This is a genomic window from Candidatus Liberimonas magnetica, from assembly GCA_020523885.1.
Taxonomy (GTDB): domain Bacteria; phylum Elusimicrobiota; class Endomicrobiia; order Endomicrobiales; family JAFGIL01; genus Liberimonas; species Liberimonas magnetica.
Genome location: JAJAPY010000001.1, coordinates 1 through 24,768 on the forward strand (window position 1 = coordinate 1; position 24,768 = coordinate 24,768).

General features: G+C 40.6%; 19 protein-coding genes and 1 pseudogene. 15 read left to right on the forward strand and 5 right to left on the reverse strand.

All coding sequences use genetic code 11. The features are described from left to right. From LHV68_00005 to LHV68_00030, 6 genes and pseudogenes are all read left to right on the forward strand, one after another. Positions 1–829, forward strand: an 829-nt coding sequence (locus LHV68_00005; protein MCB4790251.1) for a hypothetical protein, incomplete at its 5' end; no start/stop codon positions are given. 408 nt (positions 830–1,237) lie between these two features. Next, on the forward strand, positions 1,238–2,710 hold the full coding sequence (glpK, locus tag LHV68_00010) for a glycerol kinase GlpK (GenBank protein MCB4790252.1): 1,473 nt from the start codon (positions 1,238–1,240) through the stop codon (positions 2,708–2,710). Positions 2,711–2,867: 157 nt separating this feature from the next. Then, positions 2,868–3,272, forward strand: a pseudogene (locus tag LHV68_00015) (type I restriction enzyme HsdR N-terminal domain-containing protein). Between the two features lie 282 nt (positions 3,273–3,554). Continuing rightward, positions 3,555–4,370 carry a KilA-N domain-containing protein gene (locus LHV68_00020; GenBank protein MCB4790253.1) on the forward strand — a complete coding sequence of 272 codons (816 nt, stop codon included), beginning with the start codon at positions 3,555–3,557 and terminating at the stop codon, positions 4,368–4,370. Between the two features lie 365 nt (positions 4,371–4,735). Continuing rightward, positions 4,736–5,017, forward strand: coding sequence for a peptidylprolyl isomerase (locus LHV68_00025; GenBank protein ID MCB4790254.1), 282 nt, complete (start codon positions 4,736–4,738; stop codon positions 5,015–5,017). Between the two features lie 134 nt (positions 5,018–5,151). Next, a complete protein-coding gene (locus tag LHV68_00030; protein MCB4790255.1) occupies positions 5,152–6,408 on the forward strand; it encodes an MFS transporter in 1,257 nt (418 codons plus the stop codon). A gap of 78 nt (positions 6,409–6,486) precedes the next feature. On the opposite strand, the gene LHV68_00035 is transcribed toward LHV68_00030, so the two are convergent. Beyond that, positions 6,487–8,202: a YgiQ family radical SAM protein gene (locus tag LHV68_00035; protein MCB4790256.1), complete on the reverse strand. Its 1,716-nt coding sequence runs from the start codon at positions 8,200–8,202 to the stop codon at positions 6,487–6,489. 309 nt (positions 8,203–8,511) lie between these two features. Between LHV68_00035 and LHV68_00040 the strand changes: the two genes are divergently transcribed. The 4 genes from LHV68_00040 to LHV68_00055 all read left to right on the forward strand — a co-directional run bounded on the left by LHV68_00040 (position 8,512) and on the right by LHV68_00055 (position 15,402). Continuing rightward, complete coding sequence (locus LHV68_00040) at positions 8,512–9,210, forward strand: hypothetical protein (GenBank protein ID MCB4790257.1); 699 nt, start codon at positions 8,512–8,514, stop codon at positions 9,208–9,210. A gap of 115 nt (positions 9,211–9,325) precedes the next feature. Further along, the gene (locus LHV68_00045; GenBank protein MCB4790258.1) at positions 9,326–11,884 is read left to right on the forward strand and encodes a tetratricopeptide repeat protein; all 2,559 of its coding nucleotides are present in this window, start codon (positions 9,326–9,328) and stop codon (positions 11,882–11,884) included. A 203-nt stretch (positions 11,885–12,087) separates the two neighbouring features. Then, the gene (locus LHV68_00050) at positions 12,088–14,211 is read left to right on the forward strand and encodes a tetratricopeptide repeat protein (protein MCB4790259.1); all 2,124 of its coding nucleotides are present in this window, start codon (positions 12,088–12,090) and stop codon (positions 14,209–14,211) included. Positions 14,212–14,304: 93 nt separating this feature from the next. Continuing rightward, the gene (locus LHV68_00055; GenBank protein MCB4790260.1) at positions 14,305–15,402 is read left to right on the forward strand and encodes a 6-phosphofructokinase; all 1,098 of its coding nucleotides are present in this window, start codon (positions 14,305–14,307) and stop codon (positions 15,400–15,402) included. A 163-nt stretch (positions 15,403–15,565) separates the two neighbouring features. Here LHV68_00055 and LHV68_00060 read toward each other — a convergent pair whose 3' ends face one another. The 4 genes from LHV68_00060 to LHV68_00075 are packed head-to-tail and all read right to left on the reverse strand — an operon-like array spanning position 15,566 to position 18,260. Next, positions 15,566–16,264, reverse strand: coding sequence for a class II glutamine amidotransferase (locus LHV68_00060; GenBank protein MCB4790261.1), 699 nt, complete (start codon positions 16,262–16,264; stop codon positions 15,566–15,568). A 60-nt stretch (positions 16,265–16,324) separates the two neighbouring features. After that, a complete protein-coding gene (locus LHV68_00065; GenBank protein MCB4790262.1) occupies positions 16,325–16,852 on the reverse strand; it encodes a spore maturation protein in 528 nt (175 codons plus the stop codon). Beyond that, a complete protein-coding gene (locus tag LHV68_00070) occupies positions 16,840–17,424 on the reverse strand; it encodes a spore maturation protein (protein ID MCB4790263.1) in 585 nt (194 codons plus the stop codon). The genes LHV68_00065 and LHV68_00070 overlap by 13 nt, the downstream gene beginning before the upstream one ends. Then, positions 17,421–18,260: an LD-carboxypeptidase gene (locus LHV68_00075; protein ID MCB4790264.1), complete on the reverse strand. Its 840-nt coding sequence runs from the start codon at positions 18,258–18,260 to the stop codon at positions 17,421–17,423. Before LHV68_00075 ends, LHV68_00070 begins: the two co-directional genes overlap by 4 nt. Before the next feature lie 112 nt (positions 18,261–18,372). Here LHV68_00075 and LHV68_00080 point away from each other — a divergent pair, with 112 nt between their 5' ends. The 5 genes from LHV68_00080 (at position 18,373) to lexA (ending at position 24,510) form a co-directional block, all read left to right on the forward strand. Further along, the gene (locus tag LHV68_00080; protein MCB4790265.1) at positions 18,373–19,128 is read left to right on the forward strand and encodes a polysaccharide deacetylase family protein; all 756 of its coding nucleotides are present in this window, start codon (positions 18,373–18,375) and stop codon (positions 19,126–19,128) included. A 10-nt stretch (positions 19,129–19,138) separates the two neighbouring features. Further along, positions 19,139–19,390, forward strand: coding sequence for a DUF3820 family protein (locus LHV68_00085; protein MCB4790266.1), 252 nt, complete (start codon positions 19,139–19,141; stop codon positions 19,388–19,390). A gap of 11 nt (positions 19,391–19,401) precedes the next feature. Continuing rightward, the gene (locus tag LHV68_00090; protein ID MCB4790267.1) at positions 19,402–21,126 is read left to right on the forward strand and encodes a radical SAM protein; all 1,725 of its coding nucleotides are present in this window, start codon (positions 19,402–19,404) and stop codon (positions 21,124–21,126) included. A gap of 83 nt (positions 21,127–21,209) precedes the next feature. Then, positions 21,210–23,492 (forward strand): RNA-binding transcriptional accessory protein, encoded by a 2,283-nt coding sequence (locus LHV68_00095; GenBank protein ID MCB4790268.1) that lies wholly within the window; start codon positions 21,210–21,212, stop codon positions 23,490–23,492. Positions 23,493–23,886: 394 nt separating this feature from the next. Next, positions 23,887–24,510: a transcriptional repressor LexA gene (gene lexA / locus LHV68_00100; GenBank protein ID MCB4790269.1), complete on the forward strand. Its 624-nt coding sequence runs from the start codon at positions 23,887–23,889 to the stop codon at positions 24,508–24,510. The last annotated feature ends 258 nt before the right edge of the window (positions 24,511–24,768 follow it).

Below are 24,768 nucleotides of genomic sequence, written 5' to 3' on the forward strand. Positions count from 1 at the left end.
ACTTCAAGCATTGGATTCGATCTTAAGCTGCGGCGCTTCAAGGATCGTAGTGCCAAGCAATCTCCCTACGTTAGAAGCAATGCCGCAGGACCTGGCGGGTATAGAGATTATTGAGAGTATACGTAAAACTTTGAACCTGCGTGAGCCGAGCACAAAAGAAAAAGGCATGCTTGCTTTTAAGAAAGGAAAAACCCCGGTCCTGGAGCTTAGTGAACCGGTATTTATACAACTTATATACAACCTGAAAAAAGCCGGTGAACCTGCGGCGGATAAAACGGCATTATTTCCTGCAACGGTTAAATTACTTGAAGCTGAAACATTTATTGATCCAGCCCAGCAGAAGGCATGGAATGAGTTTATGGCTGAAGCCGGCCGCTTTGTTGAGCAGGTTAATGCTGCAAGCGATGCAGAAAAAGCTGAACTGTGCAGCCAGGCTTTTGAGTACATACACGGGGCTCTGGTGCCTCTTGGCTGGGAAGTCCTTAGACAGAAATATCCTAAACTCAAAGCCATGGAGTTTGAGAATGAACAGACAAAACAGGCATTTATGTTAGCGGCGTTACAAGTGCTTCTCCAGGACCCGGAGCATAAGTTTAATTTTGAGGGTGAAGGAAGCGACCTGTACGCCAGCCCGGAGAGCCGTAAGAGCCTGCATCAGGAGCTTATGCAAGGTATTCTTTATGATTCACAAACTGCGGAAGCTATAATGAACAGCCTCCTGGTCTATGGCAGCTTAGTGCCCGACTTGTTAAACGATATAAAAACTATGACGGCTCCTGCAGCACAGGGAGCTTTAAAAGGCGTTCTGGCGATTGCCAGCGCAGCTTAGCATTACTTCGTTAAGTCGAACGTTCCACGACAGTCTTTTTTCTTCGGTGTCTTTGCGAGGAGCGAAGCGACGTGGCAATCTCCAAAACGCCGAGATTGCTTCGTCTCCGGCTCGCAATGACAAACCTCACTTAACGAAGTAGTGTTAGGGTCTGCTGAAAAACTAATCCCGCAAAGCGGGATTACACAGATTACAAACTACGATTACACAGATACCTCCCGGTAAACCTCAAAAAACCACTATTCTTTTCTGAATTTTCCGGTGCAATTTTTATAATATGCTTCGCCAATGTAAACTAAAATTTACAACGTTTTCATAAAATGATATAAACTCTAGATAATAATAAAAGCAATGGCAGCACAAAAACAGCTTATCAGGTTAGAAGATCAAAAGAATGTGGGGCAAAGCATGAAAGAAAAAGTTGTAGTTGCATTAGACTTGGGTACAACGGGGAACAGGGCTATAGCATTTTCAAAAACGGGCGCAATAGCTGCAAAGTCTTATTATGAGTTCCCTCAAATATTTCCAAACCCGGGATGGGTCGAACATAACCCTATGGACATACTTGATACCTGTATAAAAACATTAAAAGATGTCATTAATACCGCAGGTGCGGCAAATATAGATTCTATCGGCATTACGAACCAGAGAGAAACAACTATTATCTGGGATAAAAACACAGGCAGGCCTGTCTATAACGCTATAGTATGGCAGTGCAGAAGGACTGAAGGTATCTGCAGCAGCTTAAAAGAACATAAGAAAGTTATAAAGCATAAAACCGGTTTGTTCCTTGACCCGTATTTCTCGGCGACAAAGATTAAATGGATATTTGACAATGTCGGGGGCGTAAAAGAAAAGGCACTGAAAGGAGAGCTGTTGTTCGGCACCCCGGAAACCTGGATATTGTGGAATTTGACCGGAAAGAAAGTTCATGCAACAGAGCCGAGCAATGCCTCAAGAACGCTTTTATTCAACATAAAAACCCTTGAGTTTGACGATGAACTGCTAAAGATATTTAATGTGCCAAAAAATATCCTGCCTGAGGTTAAAGACTCAGATTCGCTTTTTGGATTTACCGATACCAAAATAACCGGAGCAGAAATTCCCATACACGGCATATTGGGAGACCAGCAGGCATCTTTGTTCGCTCATTGCGGCTGGGAAGACGGCTTGATCAAAGCTACTTACGGGACAGGGATATTTATTCTTACCGGCACTAAAGAAAAGCTTGTTAAAAGCGGTTCCTTGATAACGACCGTTGCCTGGAAGACCGGAAAAACTGCCAGTTATGCCCTTGAAGGAAGCGTGTTCATGGGAGGGGCGTCTATTCAGTGGTTAAGGGATAATTTAAAGATAATAAGTTCTGCTTCCGAGACCGAAGAGACAGCAGGGTCTTTGAACGATAACGAAGGGGTTTATTTTGTCCCGGCTTTTCAAGGTCTTGGGGCTCCCTACTGGGACCCGGATGCCAGAGGGCTCCTTATCGGGCTTACTCGTAAATCAAGCAGGGCAAATATAGTAAGGGCTGTTGTAGAATCTCTTGCATATCAGGCTAAAGACGTAATGGAAACAATGAAAAAAGATCTCAAAGATGATTTTAAGGTTTTGAGGGTTGATGGGGGCGCATGTGCTAACAATTTTCTTATGCAGTTTCAGGCGGACATACTTTCTTTGCCTGTTGAACGGCCGAAAGCTTTAGAGCTCACGGCGCTTGGTGCCGCAGGTATCAGTGCCATAGGCTCAGGTTTCTGGGACAGAAAAGACTTGGTAAATATAAGGAATACTGAAAGAAAATTCATACCTGTAATGGATAAAAAGAAAGCGGAAATTTATTATCAAAAGTGGAAAGATGCAGTAGAAAGAAGCAAGAAATGGAATTAATTAAAGTCAGTGAATAGTAAATAGTGAATGCTGAATAGTTCGAGGAATTTAATACATGCGACATGATCCCGTCGTAGGGGATAGAAAGAAATGATCCTGATAATAAATCTACCAATAAGATATGGTATAATTATATAGTGACAAGAGGTATTTAAATATGGCAAAAGAAGCAAAAGCGCGACTTAAAATAAATAAACTTCTTGAAGATGCTGGTTGGAGATTTTTTGATTCTCATGAAGGCAAAGCCACTATAATTCTTGAAAACAATATCAAAATAACAGAATCTATCCTCAATGATATGGGGGAAGATTTTGATAAAGTAAAAAATGGTTATATTGATTTTCTTCTGTTGGACGAAAAGGGTTTTCCGTTTATTATTTTAGAAGCAAAAGCAGAAGATAAGAATCCTCTTTTTGGCAAAGAACAGGCCTGCAAATATGCGCTTTCACAAAACTGCCGATTTGTTATTTTATCTAATGGAAATATTCATTATTTTTGGGATATAGAACGAGGCAATCCAAATGTCTTAAGCAGGCTCCCTTCACCTGAAACAGTAGAAGGATCTAAGAACGAGCTGCTGGATGAAGAGTTTGATAAATTTGACAGCCGTTACCTGCCAAAAGAAGAGTACTTTGATTACGCAAAAACCATGTTTAAAGCCTACATTGTTGACACCGAATTCAGGGAGATTATTGAGAATGGTAATTTTGCTTACTTAAATGTTACACCATTCGGCGAATCTTTCAAAAAACTTTCACCCGAACTACGAAAAGCTATACTGGAATATGTAAAAGACTTTGTTTCACTTAACAGGTTTATCGCATGAATAAGGAAGGTGCAAAAAATGAGCCAAATTAAAGTATTAGATACCGTTGTTTCTTTCTATTCAAAAGAACGGGATGATTATATTTGCCTTACAGATATCGCGCGCTATAAGGATTCAGAACGAACCGACTACATAATTCAAAATTGGCTTAGAAACCGCAATACAATAGAGTTTCTTGGTATATGGGAACAGCTTAATAACCCATTTTTTAAACCCACCGAATTCGAGGGGTTTAGAAAACAGGCTGGAATTAATAGTTTTGTTCTTACCGCAAAACAGTGGATAGAAAAAACAGGCGCACGCGGCCTTATTTCAAAATCCGGAAGATATGGCGGTACTTATGCCCATAAAGATATAGCTTTTGAATTTGCTTCATGGGTTTCAGTAGAGTTCAAGCTTTATCTTATTAAAGAATTCCAGCGGTTAAAGGATGAAGAAATATCCGCAAAAAATCTGGGATGGAACCTTCAGCGGACTCTTGCCAAAATTAACTATACCATTCATACAGATGCAATCAAAGAGAATCTTATGCCAAAAGAATTAAGCAAACAACAAATAACCATAGTTTACGCATCAGAAGCAGACCTGCTAAATGTTGCTCTTTTCGGCAAAACCGCAGCTGTGTGGCGCGCAGAAAACCCAAGTAAAGACGGCAATATACGCGATTATGCAACAATGGAACAATTAGTGGTGCTCAGCAACCTTGAAAGCATAAACTCAGTTCTTATACGCCAGGGTATGGATTCATCGCAGAGAATACTAAAATTAAATGAAGTAGCTATTGCCCAAATGCGCTCGCTCCTGTCGCATAACTCAATTAAAAGGTTGAAATAATGCTTGATACCGAAACAAAGCGAAGAATAGACACTGCCGCGATATACTGGTAGGCAAAGTGCCGGACCCAAAAAGTCAGGTGGAACAGATAACAATTGCCCTTGTTTACAAGTTCATGGATGACATCATTAAGGGAAATGTACTCTATTGTTCAAAATAGTTGATCCTGCCTGATAAATCCGATAACAATTAGAACAAAAAGGATTGAATTATTAATGGAAAAACGAAAGTACTATGTTAAAAGGTTTTCATATTGTAGATTTGGTAATAGGCGTAAAAAAGATAAATAATAAAAGACGGAGGTAGGAAGACAGTTTAGGAAAAATAAATAGCGTTTAATAACACTATGTTAAAACGGGAGGAACATGTCTACAGCAAAAGCACGGCACATTTTGGTTTTAAACGAAGAAGAATGCAAGAACCTCAAAGCTCAAATAATGAAAGGGAGCGATTTTGCGGCAATTGCAAAGAAACATTCAAAATGCCCTTCAGGTAAACAGGGCGGGTATCTGGGCGAATTTTGCCAAGGCGAGATGGTAAAGGCATTCGATGAAGTCGTTTTTAAAGAAGAAATCGGCAAGATTCACGGCCCCGTAAAAACCCAGTTCGGTTACCACCTTATTGAAATAATGGAAAGGGAGGACTAATTGTTAAGAAAATGCAAAATGAAAAACTTAAAATTAAGGTGTCCCGCTTTGCGGGACTATTTTATAATTAATCCCGCCTTGGCGGGATACCATAATTTGCAATTTTCAATTTGCATTAAATTCAGGCAGCGGTATTGAAGAAACCTCCGGCTCCTGCCGGAGAGGCTCCGCCGCAGAATGAGCATAAAACCATGAACGAACTTTTCAGGTCGTTACGCCATAAAAACTATAGGCTTTTTTTTATTGGACAGGTGATATCAACTATCGGTATTTGGCTCCAGATGACAGCAGGGCCGTGGCTTGTTTACAGGCTTACGAACTCTGCTTTTCTTTTAGGGGTAGTGGGGTTTTTGGCCCAGGTCTTTGTACTTGTCCTTTCACCTTTAGCAGGCACGGTCGCAGACCACTACGACAGAAAAAAACTCCTTATGTTGACCCAGTCGCTTGCGATGCTGCAGGCTTTTGTCATGGGGATTCTGGTTCTGACCGGGCATATACAGCTCTGGCATATATTTGTACTTGTTGCTTTCATGGGGATAGTAAGCGCGTTCGATATGCCGGTAAGGCAGGCGTTCGTAGTTCAACTGGTAGGCAAAGAGGACCTTATGAATGCTATAGGTTTAAACTCCTTCATTTTTAACAGTGCACGCATAATAGGGCCTGCTTTGGCAGGTATATTGATAGCTTCTGCCGGAGAAGGGATATGTTTTATCTTGAATGGGGTAAGCTACATTGCAGTTTTTATTGCAGTAGTATTGATAAAACCCATACCCGATCTAAGTTCCAACAATGATCAAGGGATCCTAAGCAAGTTTGTTTCGGGTTACAAATACATCCGGCGCTCAAAAAACATATATGCTCTTTTGTTCCTTCTTGCCATTACAGGCATGACCGGCATTTTTCCTATGGCTCTTATGCCTATAATAGTAAAGGATATTTATAAAATGAATGCATCGGGGCTCGGTATTTTTATGTCGGCTATGGGGATAGGTGCGCTTTCAGGCACTATGATAGTCGCAGCAAGAAAATCCATAGAGAAACTCGAAAGGACTATTTATTTTTCTGCTTTATATTTTTCGTTTTTTGTCATCGCCTTCGGCCTGATAGAATTAAAAGCGGTAGCCTTACTTCTTTTGGTAGCGATAGGTTTTTTCCTGGTTCTACAGATGTCATTCACAAATACATTTATTCAGCTTACCGTAACGGATGAAATGCGCGGCAGGGTCATGGGTTTTTTTATAATGGCATTTATGGGGTTTGCTCCGATAGGAAGTTTAATGGCCGGTTCTCTGGCTCACAGGTTCGGAGTTCAGGTTTCCCTGGTTGTTGGAGGCACTATAAGCATTGTTGCTGCCCTGTTGCTGAAAGACAGGATACTCAAGGAGCAGTGAAAAACTCATTGCCTGCCGGAGCGGGATACTATAATTTTGCATTTTGCAATTTTCATTTTGCATTTAAGTTGGATTGTTCTATTTTCGTCTTTTGTAATGTTCTCTTCCCACCACAACTGCTTTTTGGGATTCCCGCTTTCCAAGGTCTTTTTCCACAAAAACTTCTTTACCGCTGTACGGGTCTATACCCGTATGATAAATACAGGTGGAATAGGTTGAAGGAAGCGGAGTAAAAACCTGCACTTGTTCGGGAGTTATCTTTAACTCTCTTCTTGTATATTCCTTTAGATCGAACATTTCTTTTAATGTACACCCGGGATGGGCTGCGATAAGATAATAGGTGAGATACTGTTTAGGCGAGTATTCGCTTTTTTGCATATTTAATTTGTTGAACTCATCCCTGAAGGTTTTTAAGGAATCTACGCCGGGTTTGCCCATAAGATCTAAGACCCCTTTAGCAATATGCTCGGGTGCAAGCTTAAGCTGGCCTGAAATATGGTTATTCACCAATTGTTCTATATATTTCTTTCCGCAGGTTTTATCGTTTATGACCATATCACAGCGTATGCCTGAAGCCACAAAAACTTTTTTGATCCCTTCGATATTCATGATTTTATTTAAAAGGTTTAACTGCGGCCCGTGATTTATTGGCATCCGGCTGCAGATTGTTGGAAAAAGGCAGCGTTTCCCTTTACAGCTTCCTTTTTCCTGCTTGGCCTTGCATTCTATCATGTACATATTCGCGGTCGGGCCGCCGACATCGCTTAAATACCCCTTAAATCCAGTAAGTTTTGTGATCTCATAAACTTCTTTTAAGACAGATCCTTCGCTCCTGGATGTAACCGTCCTTCCTTGATGGACAGCGATAGAGCAGAAATTGCATTCGCCGTAACAGCCCCTATGAGTTGCTACAGAAAACCTTATAGTCTCAAGAGCTTTTGTAGGGCCGCCTGCCCTGTAATAAGGGTGCACATCCCGTTCATACGGCAGGCCGGATATTTCATCAAGCTCTTCCTGCGTCAAAGGAAGGCTTGGCGGGTTTTGTATTAAGAACCTTGTGTCCTGTTTCTGGCACAGGCCTTTGGCAGTAAAGGCGTCGTTGTTCTCGTAAAAAGCTTTGAACATGGTGATAAACTCTGCGTTATTGGTTTTAACCGTTTCATAAGGCGGAAGGACAATGTAATCGTTTACGCATTCTTTTGAAATATAGCAAATACCTTTAATATCCTCATAACTTTTACCTTCTTTTAACCTTGAGGCCAGCTCCAGGGTGCTTTTTTCACCCATGCCGTAAACCAGGATATCTGCTTTTGCGTCAAAAAGGATGGAGCGTTTTACAGAATCAGTCCAGTAGTCATAATGAGCGATCCTTCTTAAGCTTGCTTCAATACCGCCTAAAATAATCGGTTTTGTATTCTTAAAGTATCTTTTAATAAGGTTGGAGTAGACTATTGCAGCTTTGTCAGGCCTTTTTGTATTTTCACCGCCGGGAGTAAAATCGTCGAATTTCCGCCTTTTTTTTGAAACCGTATAGTTCGCTACCATGGAATCCACCGAACCTGCGCTGACACCCCAGAAAAGTTCCGGCTCACCCAATCTTGTTATTTCCGGGCCGCTCGTAACATCCGGCTGCGCTATAATGCCTATCCTGTAGCCTTTCTCGAACAGGAGGTTGGCGATTACGGCAACACCAATATATGAGCTGTCGATATAGGTGTCTCCTGTGACAAGAATGATATCAAGCTTGTCCCAGCCGAATTTTTCCATCTCTTCTTTAGTTGTAGGCAAAAACATGTTAACCCCTTTATAGTTTCTTAGTTCGGAGTCTGGAGTTCGGAGTGAGTCAGAGACTCTAGACTTTGAATTTAAGGTTTTGGTTTTACTACGAACTCCGAACTAATATAATTTATCATATTTCATTTAATTAATCCAAGATCGTTTGCTATTATGTCAAATAAAGAGTATAATATAAATAGAAGATAGAAATCGGATGTACTTTCCAGATACAATTTCTACAAAAACCCCCTTTCTTATCATCCTGCAAAAAAGGTTCTGTCATGTTTTTAATTATGCGGGGGACAACGATTCCATGGGAGCAAGTCAATGAAAACATTAGCAAAGCTTAATACAAAGAAAAAGAAACAAGAACCTGCTGCTATGCTTCAAGCAATTGTCTCAAATCCCGTTAATAACCCGCAGGCGGACAGGAGCGATCCTTTTCTGTATTTATTGAATGCGACTTCAAACCGTATAAAAAAAGAACTTTATGCCATGTTCCGGACACCGCCCCAGATCCTGAGAAAGTGTGAAACAAATTGTGAAAAAATGCAGGCTATTTATTTTTCCTGGGAACGCAGTATGCAGGAAGCCAGGGACGGGTTAAGGAAAATGGATACATTCCTCTATTTAAGCCCGGTCAGCCCCAATATACAAAAAGATGTCAGGGCTTTTAATGAAACCATAAATAGAGGAAGGGAAGATATGGGCGAAATAAAAAGAAGCCTGAACAATAAATGCAAGGGTATGTATAGAAGCCTAGACCCCAGAGGGAAATACAAGGATAACTTACTTGAAAATATCCATGAAGTCTCCGGTTCTTTGATGAAAGGGTGCAGAGAGATATATAATATCGCAAAGAGAAATCACAACTGCATGAGACAGGCATGCCACAAGGTCCTTGTAGAATACAATAAAACCATGCATAATGCCCCTCAGAAGCTAAAGAAAAATCAAATTCACAAATCATTTCCGATCTCGCCAAAAACGTATGAAACATTCATAGGCAAATGCCCCAAATGGTAAATCTTCAAGAAAATCACCTGATTTGCTCCGCAAATCACCTTATTTAACAAATCAATAAAATAATAGTATAATAAAACCGGATATATAGATTTTATTGTTATAATTATCTATCAAAATGGAAAATTATTTAGAAACAGGAAAAGCATTTACTCTTGAGAAAAATTATAAAAAAGCCTTAATGAATTTCAAAAAAGCTTTGGCTGTTGATCCTGGTCAAAAGTGCGTACACTTTGAGATAGGCAAGATATATTATGAAGAGCATAAATATGACCTGGCGATAGATGAGTTTTTAAAAGAAACAGAAATAAATCCGAAGTTCATTCTTCCATATCTGTTGATGGGGAAAGCCTATGTAAGCAAGGGCGAATTTAAAAAAGCTTTAAGCCGGTTTAGAAAGGCCAAAGGCCTGAGCAGGGGAGATAAAGAGACAGAAGAGATAGCCCCTTATGAGATGGGGCATGTATACCTCAGCCTGAAGGAATACGGCCCGGGCATAAAAGAATTAAAAACGGTCTTGAAATTAAATCCGATTCACCTAAATGCTCATTTGTTATTGGTAAACGCCTATAGAAATAAAGGCATGGACCAGGAAGCTTTAAGACAGTTAGAAGAGGCCGGGGAAATAAACAAAAAAGATAAAGAGGCGCAAGGACAGATACATTATGAAAGAGGGCTGATATACTACGGGCAAGAGAAATATGACCTGAGCGTAATTGAATTAGAAAAGGCCTTAGAATCAAACCCATGCCACGTAAATGCACAGTTATTATTAGCGGTACTGTATAAAAATAAGAACAGGTACGAAGAAGCTTTGATACTGTTAGAAAAGGCCGAAGAAACGAGCAACGGGAATAAAGAGATAGACAATAGGGTGCATTATGAAAAAGGCCAGATATATTTCAGCCAAAAGAAATATGGCCTGAGCATAGAGGAATTAAAAAGGGCCGTGGAATTAGATCCCAGCCATATAAATGCCCGGCTGTTATTGGCGATAGTCTATGAAAATCACGGCCTATATGAAGATGCCTTAATTCAGTTAGACAAAGCAGCAGGAGAGAACAAAAGAGATAAAGGTATAAAAGCTCAGGAGCATTGTGAAAGAGCACATGTATATTTTAAGCAGCAAAGGTATGAGTTAAGCCTGAAAGAGCTGAACAAAGCGTTAAAACTGGACAGGTCAAATATAAAGGCGCGTTTATTGTTGGCTAAGATATACAAAGACCAAAAGAATTACGAAGAGGCTTTAAATGAATTTGACATTCTGACAGGTTTAAAAGAAACAGATATACATACAAAACAGGAGATATCCTCTTTAAAGACAGAGATATATATAGAACAAAACAAGTATAACCTGGCAGGGAACGAAATAAAAAAAGCACTTGTCCCTGATGACAAGAACGGCCTTTATCACCTGAGGTTAAGTAAATTCTACAGGTTAACCCAGGAATATGATAAAGCAATAAATGAACTTAATAAGGTGATTATATCGGAGGCAAGGGGCAGGAATACGGATGCTGAGATGTTTGACCAGATATTACAGCTTGCCAGGCAATGCAATTTATCTGGCGACCGCGCAAAAGCGGTACAGATATCTGAAAATGCATTGAACCTGGACCTGTCAGATCATCTTCCCATAAAAAATGCATTAACAAATGAAATCGAAATAGCGCAGAATAAAACAAAGATATCTTCAAAAATAAGGAATCTAAGTGTCACGTTAACTCATAAATGTAACCTGAATTGTAAAATGTGTGTTGTGAACAGGTCCTCAGGGCAGGAGATATCCCAAAAAGTTAAAATTGAAGTAATTAAGGCGCTGCCTTACCTGGAAAGGGTGTCCTGGACAGGCGGGGAAGTATTTCTGTATCCCGGTTTTAATGAATTACTTGATGAAGCGATAAAATATTCCACAAAGCAGACTATTACCACCAACGGCATGCTCTTAGATGCAAATAAAATAACTAAAATAATAAAAAACAACATAAGGCTGACAATCTCAATTGACGGTATAACTAAAGCGGTGTATGAAAATATAAGGCAAGGTGCAAAATATGATTTACTTATAGATAAACTTAATATGATAAATAAAATCAAAAAAGAAATAAACCCGAAATACCGGATCGCCATAAATGTAGTAGTTGTTAAATCGAATTATCATCAGCTGGAGAAATTTGTTGAGTTTGCAAAAAAATACGATATATTCTCCATAAATTTATTGACCTCTTTCATGAAGAATAGGGAAGATATTTCCCGCCTTGATAGCAGCACCTTGTCGGATATAGTAAAATCCATAAAAAATGTGAAAGAGCTCTGCCGGAAATATAACATCTCCTATACCAATAATTCACCGGATAATCTATTAGTAAGCAATACAGGTATCATTGAGACGGATCATCATGCTGTGACAGGAAACCTTCCGGAACCGGATCAAGCATTTAAATGCTATGCTCCCTGGAAATGCCTGACTGTGGCGGTTGACGGGAGTGTAAAACCTACCACCCATTGCTTTTGTAAGAAGATAATAGGTGATTTGAACGAAGAGAGCCTTGAAGATATCTGGAACGGCAGAAAAATAGTGAAGTACCGAAAAAGCATATTGTCCGGAGCTATGGCAAAATATTGTAACCTGAATAAAATATATAAAAAGTTTCCTTTTGAACTATTGGATTATTAGATTTAATTCAGGCTTGAAACTTGCCCTGAAAACTCAACAACATGCAAAGGCCGGTAAATACCCCGCCTGTGCAAAGCGTACCAGCGCTAAACGCACCTATTCAGCGCATCGCTGCTGCTTTTCGGCGGGCCACGGTAATTATCAGAGGGATTGGATTTTCAAAGTATTTTAATGGACGTAAAAAAAATTGAGGTGATTTGCAGGTGAAGGATTATTTAGGAACAGGAAAATCGTTTGCTTCCAAGAAAGATTACAAAAAAGCCTTAATGAACTTTAAAAAGGCATTAGCTGAAGACCCTGATCAAAAGAACGTACACTTTGAGATCGGCAAGGTATATTATGAAGAGCATGAATACGTCCAGGCTATAGATGAGTTTCTAAAAGAAATAAAAATAAACCCCCAGTTTATCCATGCATATCTGCTGGCGGGGAAAGCGTATAAAAGCAGGGGCAGGCATGAAGAGGCCCTAAGCCAATTGAAAAAAGCCCAGGAAATAAACAGAGGAGATAAAGGAATAGAAGAGCAAGTCCATTACGAAAAGGGGCAGATATATTTCGCACAAAAGAAATATGATCTAAGTATAGAAGAATTAATAAAAACCCTGGAACTAGGCCCAGCTAACATAAATGCGCAGTTATTATTAGCTATAGTTTATGAAAATCACGGAAGCTATGAAGATGCGTTAAAGCTGTTAGGCAAAGTGGCAGAAACAAACAAAGGTGATAAAGGGATAAAAGCCGGGGAGTATTGTGAAAGAGCACTTGTCTATTTCAAGCAGAAAGAATATGAATTAAGCCTAAAAGAACTGAATAAGGCATTAAAGATAGACAAGCCAAATATAAAGGCTCATTTATTATTGGCTAAACTTTATAAGGAGCAAGGGGGGTATGAAGAGGCTTTAAAAGAACTGGGCTTATTAACGGAGTCAGGCGCTCCCTCCAAGGAGATCAGGCAGGAAATATCCTATTTAAAGACAGGGATACATATTGAACAGCGCAAGTATGGTCTGGCAGAAAAGGAAATAAAAAAAGCAATAACCCTTGATGATAAAAACTGCCTTTATCATCTGGCCTTAAGTAAATTCTACATGCTGGCCCTTGACTATGATAAAGCAATAAAGGAGCTTTATAAGGTAATGAGATCAGAAGAAAAGGACAGGAATACCGACAATGAAATGTTGGGTCAAATATTGCAATTAGCCTCGGAATGGGATAAGACTGGCGGCCGGTCCAAAGCCATACAAATATTTGAAAATGCCTTAAAGCTGAATTCTCCGGATAACACCTCCTTTAAAAACATCCTGACAAACGAAATTGAAATAGCTCATAATAAAACAAAGCTCGCTTCAAGGGTCAGGAAATTGAGTATTACTGTAACAAATCGCTGTAACTTGAACTGCAAAATGTGCGTTATGGACAGGTCTGTGGTACGTGAAATATCAGAGAAGGTAAAAGACGAGATAATCGGTGCGCTGCCTTATCTGGAAAGGATAGCGTGGCTGGGCGGTGAAGTATTTTTGTACCGCGGTTTTAATGAATTGCTCGATGAAACAATAAAATACCCGGTAAAACAGACTGTTACTACCAACGGGCTGTTGTTAGATGAAGAAACGGCAGCCAGGATAATCAAGAATAATATATGGCTTGAAATCTCGATAGACGGCACAACTAAAGAAGTCTATGAAGCTATAAGGCGCGGTGCAAAATTCGATGTCCTGATAGAAAAACTTAATATGATAAATGCGCTTAAAAAAGAAATAAATCCGGGTTATAAAATGAGCATGAACGTAGTGGTGATCAAATCTAATTACCGCCAGCTGGAAAGTTTTGCTGAGTTTGCAGGGAAATACGGCATTTCTAACCTGAATTTCCTGATAGCTTTATGGAAAAGCAAAGAAGATATTGCAGGGTTGGACGGCGATATCCTGGCTTCGATAAACAAGTCACTCAAAAACGTGGAAAGAAACTGTAAAAAATATAATATAAGGTTTACCAGGGATGCGCCCGATGACTATTTGAACCGGCCGTCAGCAAATAACAGTTGTTATCAAATAGGCGGGAACATTCAAGCTCGTAAAATTAAGAATTCCAAATGCTATGCCCCCTGGACAAGCCTGGTTTTAGACATACAGGGCGATGTAAAACCCGCTGCCCATTGTTTGTGCAGCGTGACAACAGGCAATCTAAACAAAGAAAGTCTTGATGAAATATGGAACGGAAGAAAAATGGTCGCTTACAGAAAGATGATATTGTCCGGGGATATAGAAAAAGTATGCAATTTAAAAAAGAATTTTGGCAGGATACCTTTTGAATTGCTGCAATATTAAAAGATCAACCAGGTTGAAAACAAAGACATTAAATAGTATAATTTTTTAGTCGGTATATTGCCTGAGAGAACTTTTTCGTAAAAGGAGAAAATTATGCCTAAAAAGGAAATTAAAAGGATCGGTGTTTTAACGGGCGGAGGCGACTGTCCCGGTCTTAATGCGGTTATTCGGGCTGTCGTAAAAAGCGCTTTTAATCTCGGCTGGGAGGTAATCGGCGTACGGGAAGGTTTTGAAGGGCTGCTTGACCTGTCCAAAATAGAAAAAATAGGCCCGGCTAATATAAGAGGGATATTAAATCTCGGCGGCACTATACTCGGGACTACCAACAGGGGAAATCCGTTCATTTCAAAGAAAAAGGTCGGAGACAGCATTGAAGAGTATGACAGTTCCGATGAGGTGGTTAAGAATTTTAAACAACTCGGTCTTGACGCCCTTGTAGCGATAGGCGGCGATGGGACCCTCGGCATAGCATGCAAGTTCGTAGATAAAGGGATCCCTATAGTGGGTGTCCCAAAAACGATAGATAATGACCTGTCTTCGACAGTAATTACCTTCGGGTTCGATACCGCGGTCTCAAATGCGACTGATGCTCTTGATAAGCTTCATTCAACGGCCGAGAGTCACAGGAGGGTAATGGTCGTTGAAACAATGGGAAGGTATGCAGGCTGGATAGCCCTTAATTCAGGCGTGTCCGGAGGAGCCGATGTGATACTTATTCCTGAAATACCTTTTGAAATAGATAAGGTCTGCCAGGCGGTAGAAAAAAGATATAAAAATAATACTAATTTTGCCATTGTTGTTGTAGCCGAAGGTGCAAAACTTAAAGGCGGGGACATGTTCGTAAAGCAGGCAAAAGAAGCCGGCAAAGAACACCCTGTATTGGGCGGTATATCAGACTGGGTATCAAAGGAAATAGAAAAAAGGACCGGGCATGAATCAAGGTCTTTGTCTCTGGGCCACCTGCAGAGAGGCGGCCATCCTACCACATTTGACAGGCTTTTAGCCACCCGCTTTGGCGCGTGTGCCGTACGGTTCATAAAAGAAGGCAAATTCGGCGTTATGGTGGCTTCGATACCTCCGGGTATGGAGGCAGTGCCTTTAAAAGAGGCTATAAGCAAGATGAAGAATGTGCCTGTTGACTGCGATACTATAACTTCTGCAAGGCAGCTCGGGATTTCTTTCGGTGATTAGCGGTTATACGGAAAATGCAAAATGATAAATGAAAAATTCAAAATTAAGGTGTCCGCTCTGGCGGACTTTATAAATAAATCCCGCCTTGGCGGGATACAGCAATTTTGCATTTTGCAATTTTAATTTTACAATTAAGTTAGGCCGCCAATGGCGGCTTAACTTTTTATATCGCTGTTATTTTTCTTTTTTGCAGCAATTTCCATTTAAGGTTTTTTACGGGGGGTTCAGAACACACAATGGACGAGTTTTTGTATTCACTCATGAAAAGAGTATAGTAAGCTGGCAGTTTTGTAAACTCCAGGTATGCGTAGAGGTTTTTACCGTCGCTAAAAAGAGATGTAAGCGAGGTGTGTTTTAAACTCTTTTCTATGTCTTTGAATGTTTTTTTAAATTTTGTTTTTATGCCGTTCCCTTTCTGGCTTAGTGCATATTTGAACAAAACTTCCGAATCAAGCGCGCCCTTCCCCGGCCCAAGTTCATTTTTAATTTCTTTTATGAGAGGTTTGTAATCAAGCACAGTACCGTTATGGCAGAATATAACGTTATTGAACTTGAACGGGTGCGTGTTTTTTACAAGGTTTGTGTTCTTCCATGCCGATTTTCGCAGGTGTACGATCAGTATCTTTGAACGGTTTATTTTTCTTAACGCATTAAAAAACCTGTCTTTTTCCTTTAAAACAGATTTTGCACTTTTAATAACACCTGCCCTGCCGTTTTTGTAGTATCCTATGCCCCAGCCGTCAAGATGGAAAGGCTTGTTATGAGGAGGGACTTTGCCTCTTTTGGCAAGCTCAAAGAAACCCTCAAGGAAAGTTTTGTGTACGTGATAACTATAATCTGTGATGCCTATCATCCTGCACATGGTTGGTGTATCTGTGTAATCGCCGTTAGAAATCTGTGTAATCAGCGTTTAATATAAACCCTAAAATATTAACTTAACAGTTAAGATAGCGACAAAAATACCGATTATATCGGATATAATGCAGACAGGGACAAGGAATTTGGAGTTTTTTATGCCGACCGCTCCGAGATATACGGCTAATACATAAAAAGTGGTCTCTGCGCTTCCGATTATTACAGCTACCATCATAGTCGCTGCGGAATCGACCCCGGCACTTTTTATAGTTTCAATAAAAACCCCCAGGCTTGCGCTTGAAGAAAGCGGTTTTAACAGCCCCGCGGCTATAACCTCGGCCGGGACCCCAAGAAAAGAAAGGCAGTATGCCAGAATATTTTTTAACGCATCAAAAGCGCCTGACGACTGGAAAACCTTTATTGCAACGAATATCGCCAGGATATAAGGGAATATCCCTGCCACTATGCCAAGCCCGTCTTTTGCCCCTGAGACAAAAGAGGCATAAATATTCACTTTCTTGAATATTCCGTAGGTGAGGATAAACAGCACAAATGCCGGGACAAGAATAAGCGAAAAATAATTTATGATTTCCATTTGTAAACCTTTTTGAACAGGAACAATATCCCAAGAGCTAAGGCCGCTGAGATAAAGGTCGAGATTATTGTAGGGGCTATTACCTTTGTGGGTTGGATAGAACCGTAATCCGCCAGTATGCCTATGACCGTAAAAGGTATGAGCTGGATACTTGCCGTGTTTATGACTATAAAAAGCATCATTTCAAAAGAGACCTCTTCCTTGTTCGGATTGAGCTCCTGAAGGTCTTTCATGGCTTTTATTCCGAGCGGAGTCGCCGCGTTACCTACGCCGAGGAAGTTTGCCATAAGGTTCAGGGTAATAGAGATTATTGAAGGATGGTCTTTCGGGATATCCCTGAACAGGAAGTGTATGAAAGGCCTGAAAAGCCTCGAGATATGTTTTACAAGCCCGGAATCTTCTATTATTTTTGTAAGGCCCATCCACAAGCTTACGATGCCGAGCAAAAATATAGATATCTCTACGGCGGATTTTGCCCCGTCAAAAAAAGATTTTGTAAAAGCATCAAAGTTATTGTTGAGGGCCGCAAATATTATGCTTACAAGTATCAATAAATACCATATTATGTTCATAAGACTTTGAGCTGCTTCGTTCTTGTATCAAGAAGAACTCTTGCTCCTACGGGCAAAGTGATCTTGTTTTTTACATGTCCGATATAGGGGCACGCAACAACTGGAAAAGTTATTTTCATCTGGCTTTTTATAATGTCGTAGACATTGCGTGTCTTTGAACCCCTGAAATCGCCGAGTATAAGGCCTTTTAGCCCTTTAAATTTTCCTGCGAGGATCCACTGCGTAAAATACCTGTCTATCTGATGCAGTTTTTCATCGACATCTTCGAAAAAAAGCATTGAGCCTTTTGTCCTTATTTCCCAGCCGGTCGATATAAGCGCGGTCAAGGTCACGAGGTTCCCGCCTTTAAGTATTCCCGTCTGCGTGCCGCGGTTGTATACTTCTACGGGGGCTCCTTTGAACAGGTCCTTTCCCTTCATGGTCCGGGTTATATTCATGAAAGAGTCAAGCGTAAAAGCTGGGGGCTTTTCGAAATTTATTACCATGGGCGAATGAAACGTTGTAAGCCCTGTTTTTTCATAGATCGAGTTTAAAAGAGTGCTTACATCGCTAAAACCCGCAAAGATCTTTGGATTCTTTCTGATAAGGTTAAAATCAATGAATGGAAGGGCTTTCATCGAACTATAGCCGCCGCGGCGGGCAAGTATTATGTCTACGTCCTTGTTCTTGAAGGCTTTGTTTATCTCTTCTGCTTTAAGGCGCGGCGATAAAAGATTTTTTGAGAAGGATTTGTTTAGAACGGCAAACCCGAGTTTTTCTATATTCTTTATCCCTGTATTAAATTCATTTTTGTTTTTTAATGCCCAGCTAGGTGTGATTGTATATATGTTTTTCATTCTGCATAATTTAACAAAATAATAATGAAAAAGTAAAGCCCTCGAGCGCTCCGGTAAGCTGAAAGAAAATAAATGTGATTTTTATTATTTATTTATATATAATTATGTACCGATGTTCCATAACTCTTTATTAATCAGTATATTCCTGCTGTCTGGTTTGCCCCTTTATGCCCAAGACATAGCAGGAGAGTTCAAAAGCGCAGTGCCTACAGAGTGGGGAGAAACTGTACCGGGAGTAAAGACCAGGATAAGTAAAAATGAAAAGATATTGGCCTTGACTTTCGATGCGTGCGGCTCTGCCAATGACGGGTATGATAAAAAGCTTATAGATTTTTTAACAAAAGAAAAAGTGCCTGCGACTTTGTTCATAACAGGCCGGTGGCTGGATAAATTCAAGAAAGAGTCGGAAGAGCTTTCCAGGAACAGCCTTTTTGAAATAGAAAACCACGGGCTTAACCATAAGCCTGCATCCGTCAAAGGCGCAGGTGTTTACGGGCTCGAAGGGACAAAAAACATCGGGGAGCTTATAGAGGAAGTAGAAAAAAATGCCTTAAAGATCGAGTCCCTGACAGGCAGAAAGCCGAAGTTTTTCCGTTCCGGCACGGCTTATTATGACGATATAGCTGTTAAGGTCATAAAAAAGCTCGGCTATGAAGCTGCAGGTTTTGGCGTTCTTGGAGATGCAGGCGCGACGTACAGCGCAAATAAGGTAAAGCAGCAGCTTCTTAATGCTCCAGCGGGCTCTATCATAATAATGCACATGAACCACCCTGAAAAGGATACGGCTAAAGGCGTTATCGGCGCAATACCAATATTAAAGAAAAGAGGGTTCAAGTTCGTAAAGCTGGAAGATTACCCTTTAGAGTAGGCAGACAATTATGAATAAGGCAATATCCGACCGGGAATATTTCATAAAACTTTCAAAAGCCAGGATGCCTTTCGGCAAATATACAGGCACTCCTTTAATAGATATCCCGGAAGCCTATATCGTATGGTTCATAGGCAAGGGTTTTGCAAAAGGCGAACTGGGTGATATGCTTAAAATAATCTATGAGGCCAAGGTAAACGGGCTGGAATATTTGTTTGGCCCTGTAAGAGCAAAAAAAGAAACGCAAAAGAACGTTTTTTAGGATAAACGGTCATGGAAAAACTAAAAGATTATAATAAATACATAGATATTTATTTAGAAAATGGAAAAAAGCTTTTTAACCGGAAAAACTATCCCGAAGCCCTGTCTTTATTCAGGAAGATATTGGCTATTGACCCGAATTATCCCGGCGTGCATTTTGAAATAGGCAAGGCCATTTATTATGGCCTGAAAAGGAACGATGCTGCGGCAAGAGAATTCCAGCTTGAATTGAAATTAAACCCGTCGCATATTTTCGCCAGTTTAATGCTTGGCATGGCCTATGCAGGGCTGGAGAGGTACGGTGAGGCATTGACTGTATTTAAGAAGGCGGTGAAGTTAGGCAAGGGCAACGCCGGGATAGAAGAAAAGGCACACTATGAACTGGCACAGATATATTTAAAGAAAATGAGATATTCCGCCGCTGCCGGCGAATTAATAAAAGTAATAAAAATAAATCCTGAAAATGAGCATGCCCATTATTTGTTAAGTGTGGCATATAAATGCCAGGGGTTCTATGACAAGGCCTTAGAAGAGATCAGGTTGTCTGGAAAACATGCCGGAGAAGAAAAAGAACTGGAAAAGAAAATAAACCGCGATAAAATCGATTTGATACAGGGCCATAATTTAAAAGGTAATTATGCGAAAGCTTTAGAAGAGATAAAGAACGTAGAGGCAGCTGGCCCGAAGAACGCCAATTTATTGATGAATGAACTTGAGATAGCTAAAAATAAAACAAGACTTCGTTCAAAAGTCAGGAGCCTGGATGTATCCTTGACGACTAACTGCAACATAAGGTGTAAAATGTGCAGCCTGTCAGAAATTCCCAAACAGGAAATATCTAAAAAAGTAAAAGAAGAGATAATCAAGGCATTCCCTTATTTAACCGACGTAACTTGGGTAGGGGGCGAAGTGTTCTTGTACCCTTATTTTAATGAGCTGCTGGATGAAGCGATAAAGCATAAAGTAAAACAGCATATAGACACGAACGGACTATTGATAGGCCGGGACATGGCTGTCAAGCTTATAGAGAACAATGTCTGCCTTACGTTCTCTATCGACGGCACAACAAAAGAAGTGTTCGAGGGTATACGGAAAGGGTCGAAATTCAGCCTATTAATGGAAAAATTAGATATGATAAATAAGTTAAGAGAAAAAATAAATCCTGATTACAGGATACAGATGAACACTGTGGTGATGAGGTCAAATTACCGCCAAATAGAAAGTTTCGTGGAGTTTGCGGCAGAATATAATATCAACGGGATAAATTACCTGATGCTGAACCCTTTTGGGCTAAAAGAGTACGATGAGGATGTTTTTACGTTTAAAAGGGACGGCAAGATATTGTCCTTCATTTATACCGCCCTTAATAAAGCTAAAACCGCCTGCCGGAAACATAATATTGTTTTCACTTCTAACATGGCCCCCGAAGTACTGCTCCAGGGTTTTAAAGATAAAAAATATAAAACCGGAAGAAAAAAGAGAGGGGCGAAGCCCTGTAACTGCCTTGCGCCCTGGATCAGGTTGAGGATCGATTTTAATGGTATTGTATATCCTTATGCCAATTTTTTATGCCGGAATGCCATAGGCGATTTAAATTCTCAGGCCCTTGAAGATATATGGAACGGCAAAAAGATGATACAATACAGAAAGATGCTGATATCCGGAGCAGCCGAGAAAATATGTAGTTTAAAAAAGGTTTATAAAAGGATACCGTTTGAATTATTATATTATACTTGAGTTGAATTATTAAATTTTAGTTGACTATTTCCGGTTAATAATCTACAATAGACAAAATATTTTGATATAAAGGATAAAATTAAATGGAAGGCGCGCTTTTTGTAATCAATAACATAGTCAAGGACGTAGATAAACCGCTTGATTCAGTAGTTAACACGGTAGTACTGCTTGAGGGCGGAGCTACGATCCCGTTCATTGCCAGGTACCGCAAGGAAAAAACCGGCAACCTGGATGAAACTGTCATAAGGAAGATATCCGACAGGCTTGAATATTACAGGGAGCTTGAAGGAAGAAAAGATACTATTATAAAAAGCATAGAAGCCCAGAAAAAAATGACGCCTGAGCTGAAGAAAAAGATCCTTGATTGCGCAGATAAGGCTACTCTTGAAGACATGTACCTGCCGTATAAACCCAGGATAAGGACAAGAGCTACCGTAGCTAAAGAAAAGGGCCTTGAACCGCTGGCTGATATAATGATGAGCCTTGAGGCGGTAGACAAGACAAAACAGGATATAGCCGCACCGTTCTTGAACAAAGAAAAGGAAGTAGAAACTTATGAGCAGGCGATAAACGGCGCTAAGGATATCATAGCCGAGCGGATAGCGGATATGGCAAATGTCCGCGGCTGGATAAGGAACTATACCGCAGAAAACGGGGTCTTACAATCCGGGCCGAGAAAAGATTACAAAGATACAAAAACAAAATACAGCACTTATTATGATACGTCAGAGCTTATAAAAACAGCGCCGTCGCACAGGATCCTGGCTATAAGGAGGGGGACAAAGGAAGAGGTCTTGAGCTGGAAGATACTTGTAGATGAAAAACATATAACAGACCAGATAAAGACATATATTTTTAAGGCAAAGAACCTGTTTTTTAAACCGGAGATAGCCGAAGCTATAGAGGATTCTTACAGCCGCCTGATGGCGTTATCCATTTCAGTAGAAGTTTTTATGCAGGCGACCCAGAAAGCTGAAGAAGAAGCTATCAATGTGTTCTCAAAGAATCTGCGTAACCTGCTGCTTGCTCCTCCGGCGGGTTCAAAGATAACTATAGGCATTGACCCTGGCTACAGGACAGGGTGCAAGATAGCGGTTGTTGATGAGAAAGGCGATTTCAAGGAATTCAATACTATATACCCTACACCGCCGGAAAACGATGATGTGGGTTCTGAAGCCGTGCTAATGGATCTGATAGAGGAGTATGAGCCTGAACTTATAGCGATCGGCAATGGCACAGGCTCAAAAGAAACGGATCAGTTCGTAAAGGGGCTCATAAAAAAGCATAACTTGAAGCTCTCATGCGTCATGGTAAGCGAGGCCGGGGCTTCGGTCTATTCCGCTTCTGAGACCGCCGGGAAAGAATATCCTGACCTTGACGTAACAGCCAGGGGTGCTATAAGCATTGCGCACAGGCTGCAGGATCCGCTGGCCGAGCTTGTCAAGATAGACCCGAAAGCGATAGGGGTCGGTCAATACCAGCACGATGTAAACCAGAAAGAGCTTAAACGTTCTCTTGAGCTTACTGTCGAGTCCTGCGTTAACTACGTTGGAGTTGATTTGAACACGGCATCTACCGAGCTGTTAAGCTATGTTTCAGGCATAGGGCGGGCTCTGGCCGAAAACCTTGTAGCTCAAAGAAGCGAGAACGGAAAATTCACAAAAAGGGACGAGCTTAGCAAGGTACCTAAACTCAGTCCCAAGGTGTTTGAGCAGTGCGCGGGGTTTTTAAGGATAAGGAACTCGGAAAACCCGCTTGATAATTCAAGTATACATCCCGAATCATATCCTGTAGTTGAAAAAATGGCCAAGGACATGAATGCCACTGTAAAAGACCTGATCTCAAATAAATCCCTGGTTGATTCTATAAAAATAGATAACTATGTAACCGACACCATAGGGCTTCTTACTTTAAAAGATATAATAGCAGAACTTAAAAAACCCGGCCGCGACCCTAGAAAAGAGTTTTCAAGCGTGGAATTCTCATCTGAAATAAATAACCTTGAAGACCTCTCTCCCGGAATGATATTGACCGGCACGGTCACCAATGTCGCTAATTTCGGGGCTTTTGTAGATATAGGGGTGCACCAGGACGGGCTTATCCATATTTCGATGCTGGCGGATGTTTTCGTTAAAAACCCGTACGACATTGTTGCTGTGGGAGACACGGTAAGCGTTGAAGTAATAGAAATAGATACGGAATTGAACAGGATCGCCCTAAAACGCCTCTCTGGAGGAAAAGGGCCTAATGCCGGCAGGTTCCAGGGAAAGAAAGAAAAGGGAAAAGGGAAAGGGCGCGATGCAGACCAGGGTTTTAAGATAGGCAGTTACCTCGATAATAGCTTTAGCCCGCCAAAAGAAGATTAAAATTGGATGAAACAGCATAACCCCGCCGCAAAATAAGTCCCGCCAGGGCGGGAATGAATGTTAATGACGGCGGGGTGTCATGTTGTTTAAAGGAGCCTACGGCTCCTGCCAAAGGGATTCAACTTATACGGTCTAAAAAAATATGCGAGCGTGATTGCGATATCACGCTTTTTTCTTTTTGTTGGGTGCATCCCCGCACTTGTCATTGCGAGTGTCAGCGAAGCAATCTCGTTTTCTAATATTTGTTACGGCAAGATTGCCGCGCCCTTTGGGCTCGCAATGACAACAGTGGTAAAATGGGTTTACAAGTGCGGGAATGCACCCCTTTTTGTCGTGACGCTTGACAAATTAAATTAGAGTATGTATAATCATAGTGTATAATAGGTGTATAACTATGGACAATATTGTTTTAACAGAAAAAGAAAAGGGAGCACTTCGTTCAATAAGAAGCTTCTTATTGAATAACGGACGCATGCCGTCAGTCCGTGAGCTAATGAATTATATGGATTATAAATACCCTCGTTCTGTTTCATTGCTCTTTGAACAACTTACAAAAAAGGGTATTTTGAAACGAAAACCAGATGGCAAGGTCATGCTCGCAAACAATAATGACAAAAAAGAAGTTAATGCTCAGACTGTAAATATTCCCTTGCTTGGTTCTGCTCCCTGCGGAACTCCAAACTTTGCCGAAGAAAATATTGAGGCAGTATATCCTGTATCTGTTAAACTTGCACCGCCCCCGTACAAATATTTTCTTTTGAGAGCAAAAGGCGATTCAATGAATGAAAAGAGTATTGATGATGGTGATTTACTTTTAGTTCGGCAGCAACAAACTGCAAAAAATGGCGATTGCGTGGTTGCTCTTATAGATGGCGAATCAACAATAAAAGAATTTCACAAAACTGATAATGCAATTATCCTGAAACCCCGGTCGAAAAATGACAAACATAAAGCGATAATTTTAACGAGAGATTTACAGGTTCAGGGAGTTGTTGTAACGACGATTAAAGGTTTGTGAAGGAGAAATTATGCCGCAAGATTATGAAGGTTTGGACAATTGGATTCTGAAAGATGGACATAAGATTGACCTTGAAAAATGGACTTCAGATCCAAGACTTGGAACACTATCATTTAATCTCAAATCATTAGGCAAGGAGTTGAGGCAATGTTTAAGCATTTGCCATTAGGTTACATAACCAAATTGGATAGAAGTCCTGTACATGAGGTAGTAAATATATTGAATCCTAAAAAGGATTAATCAGACAAACGTAGAATT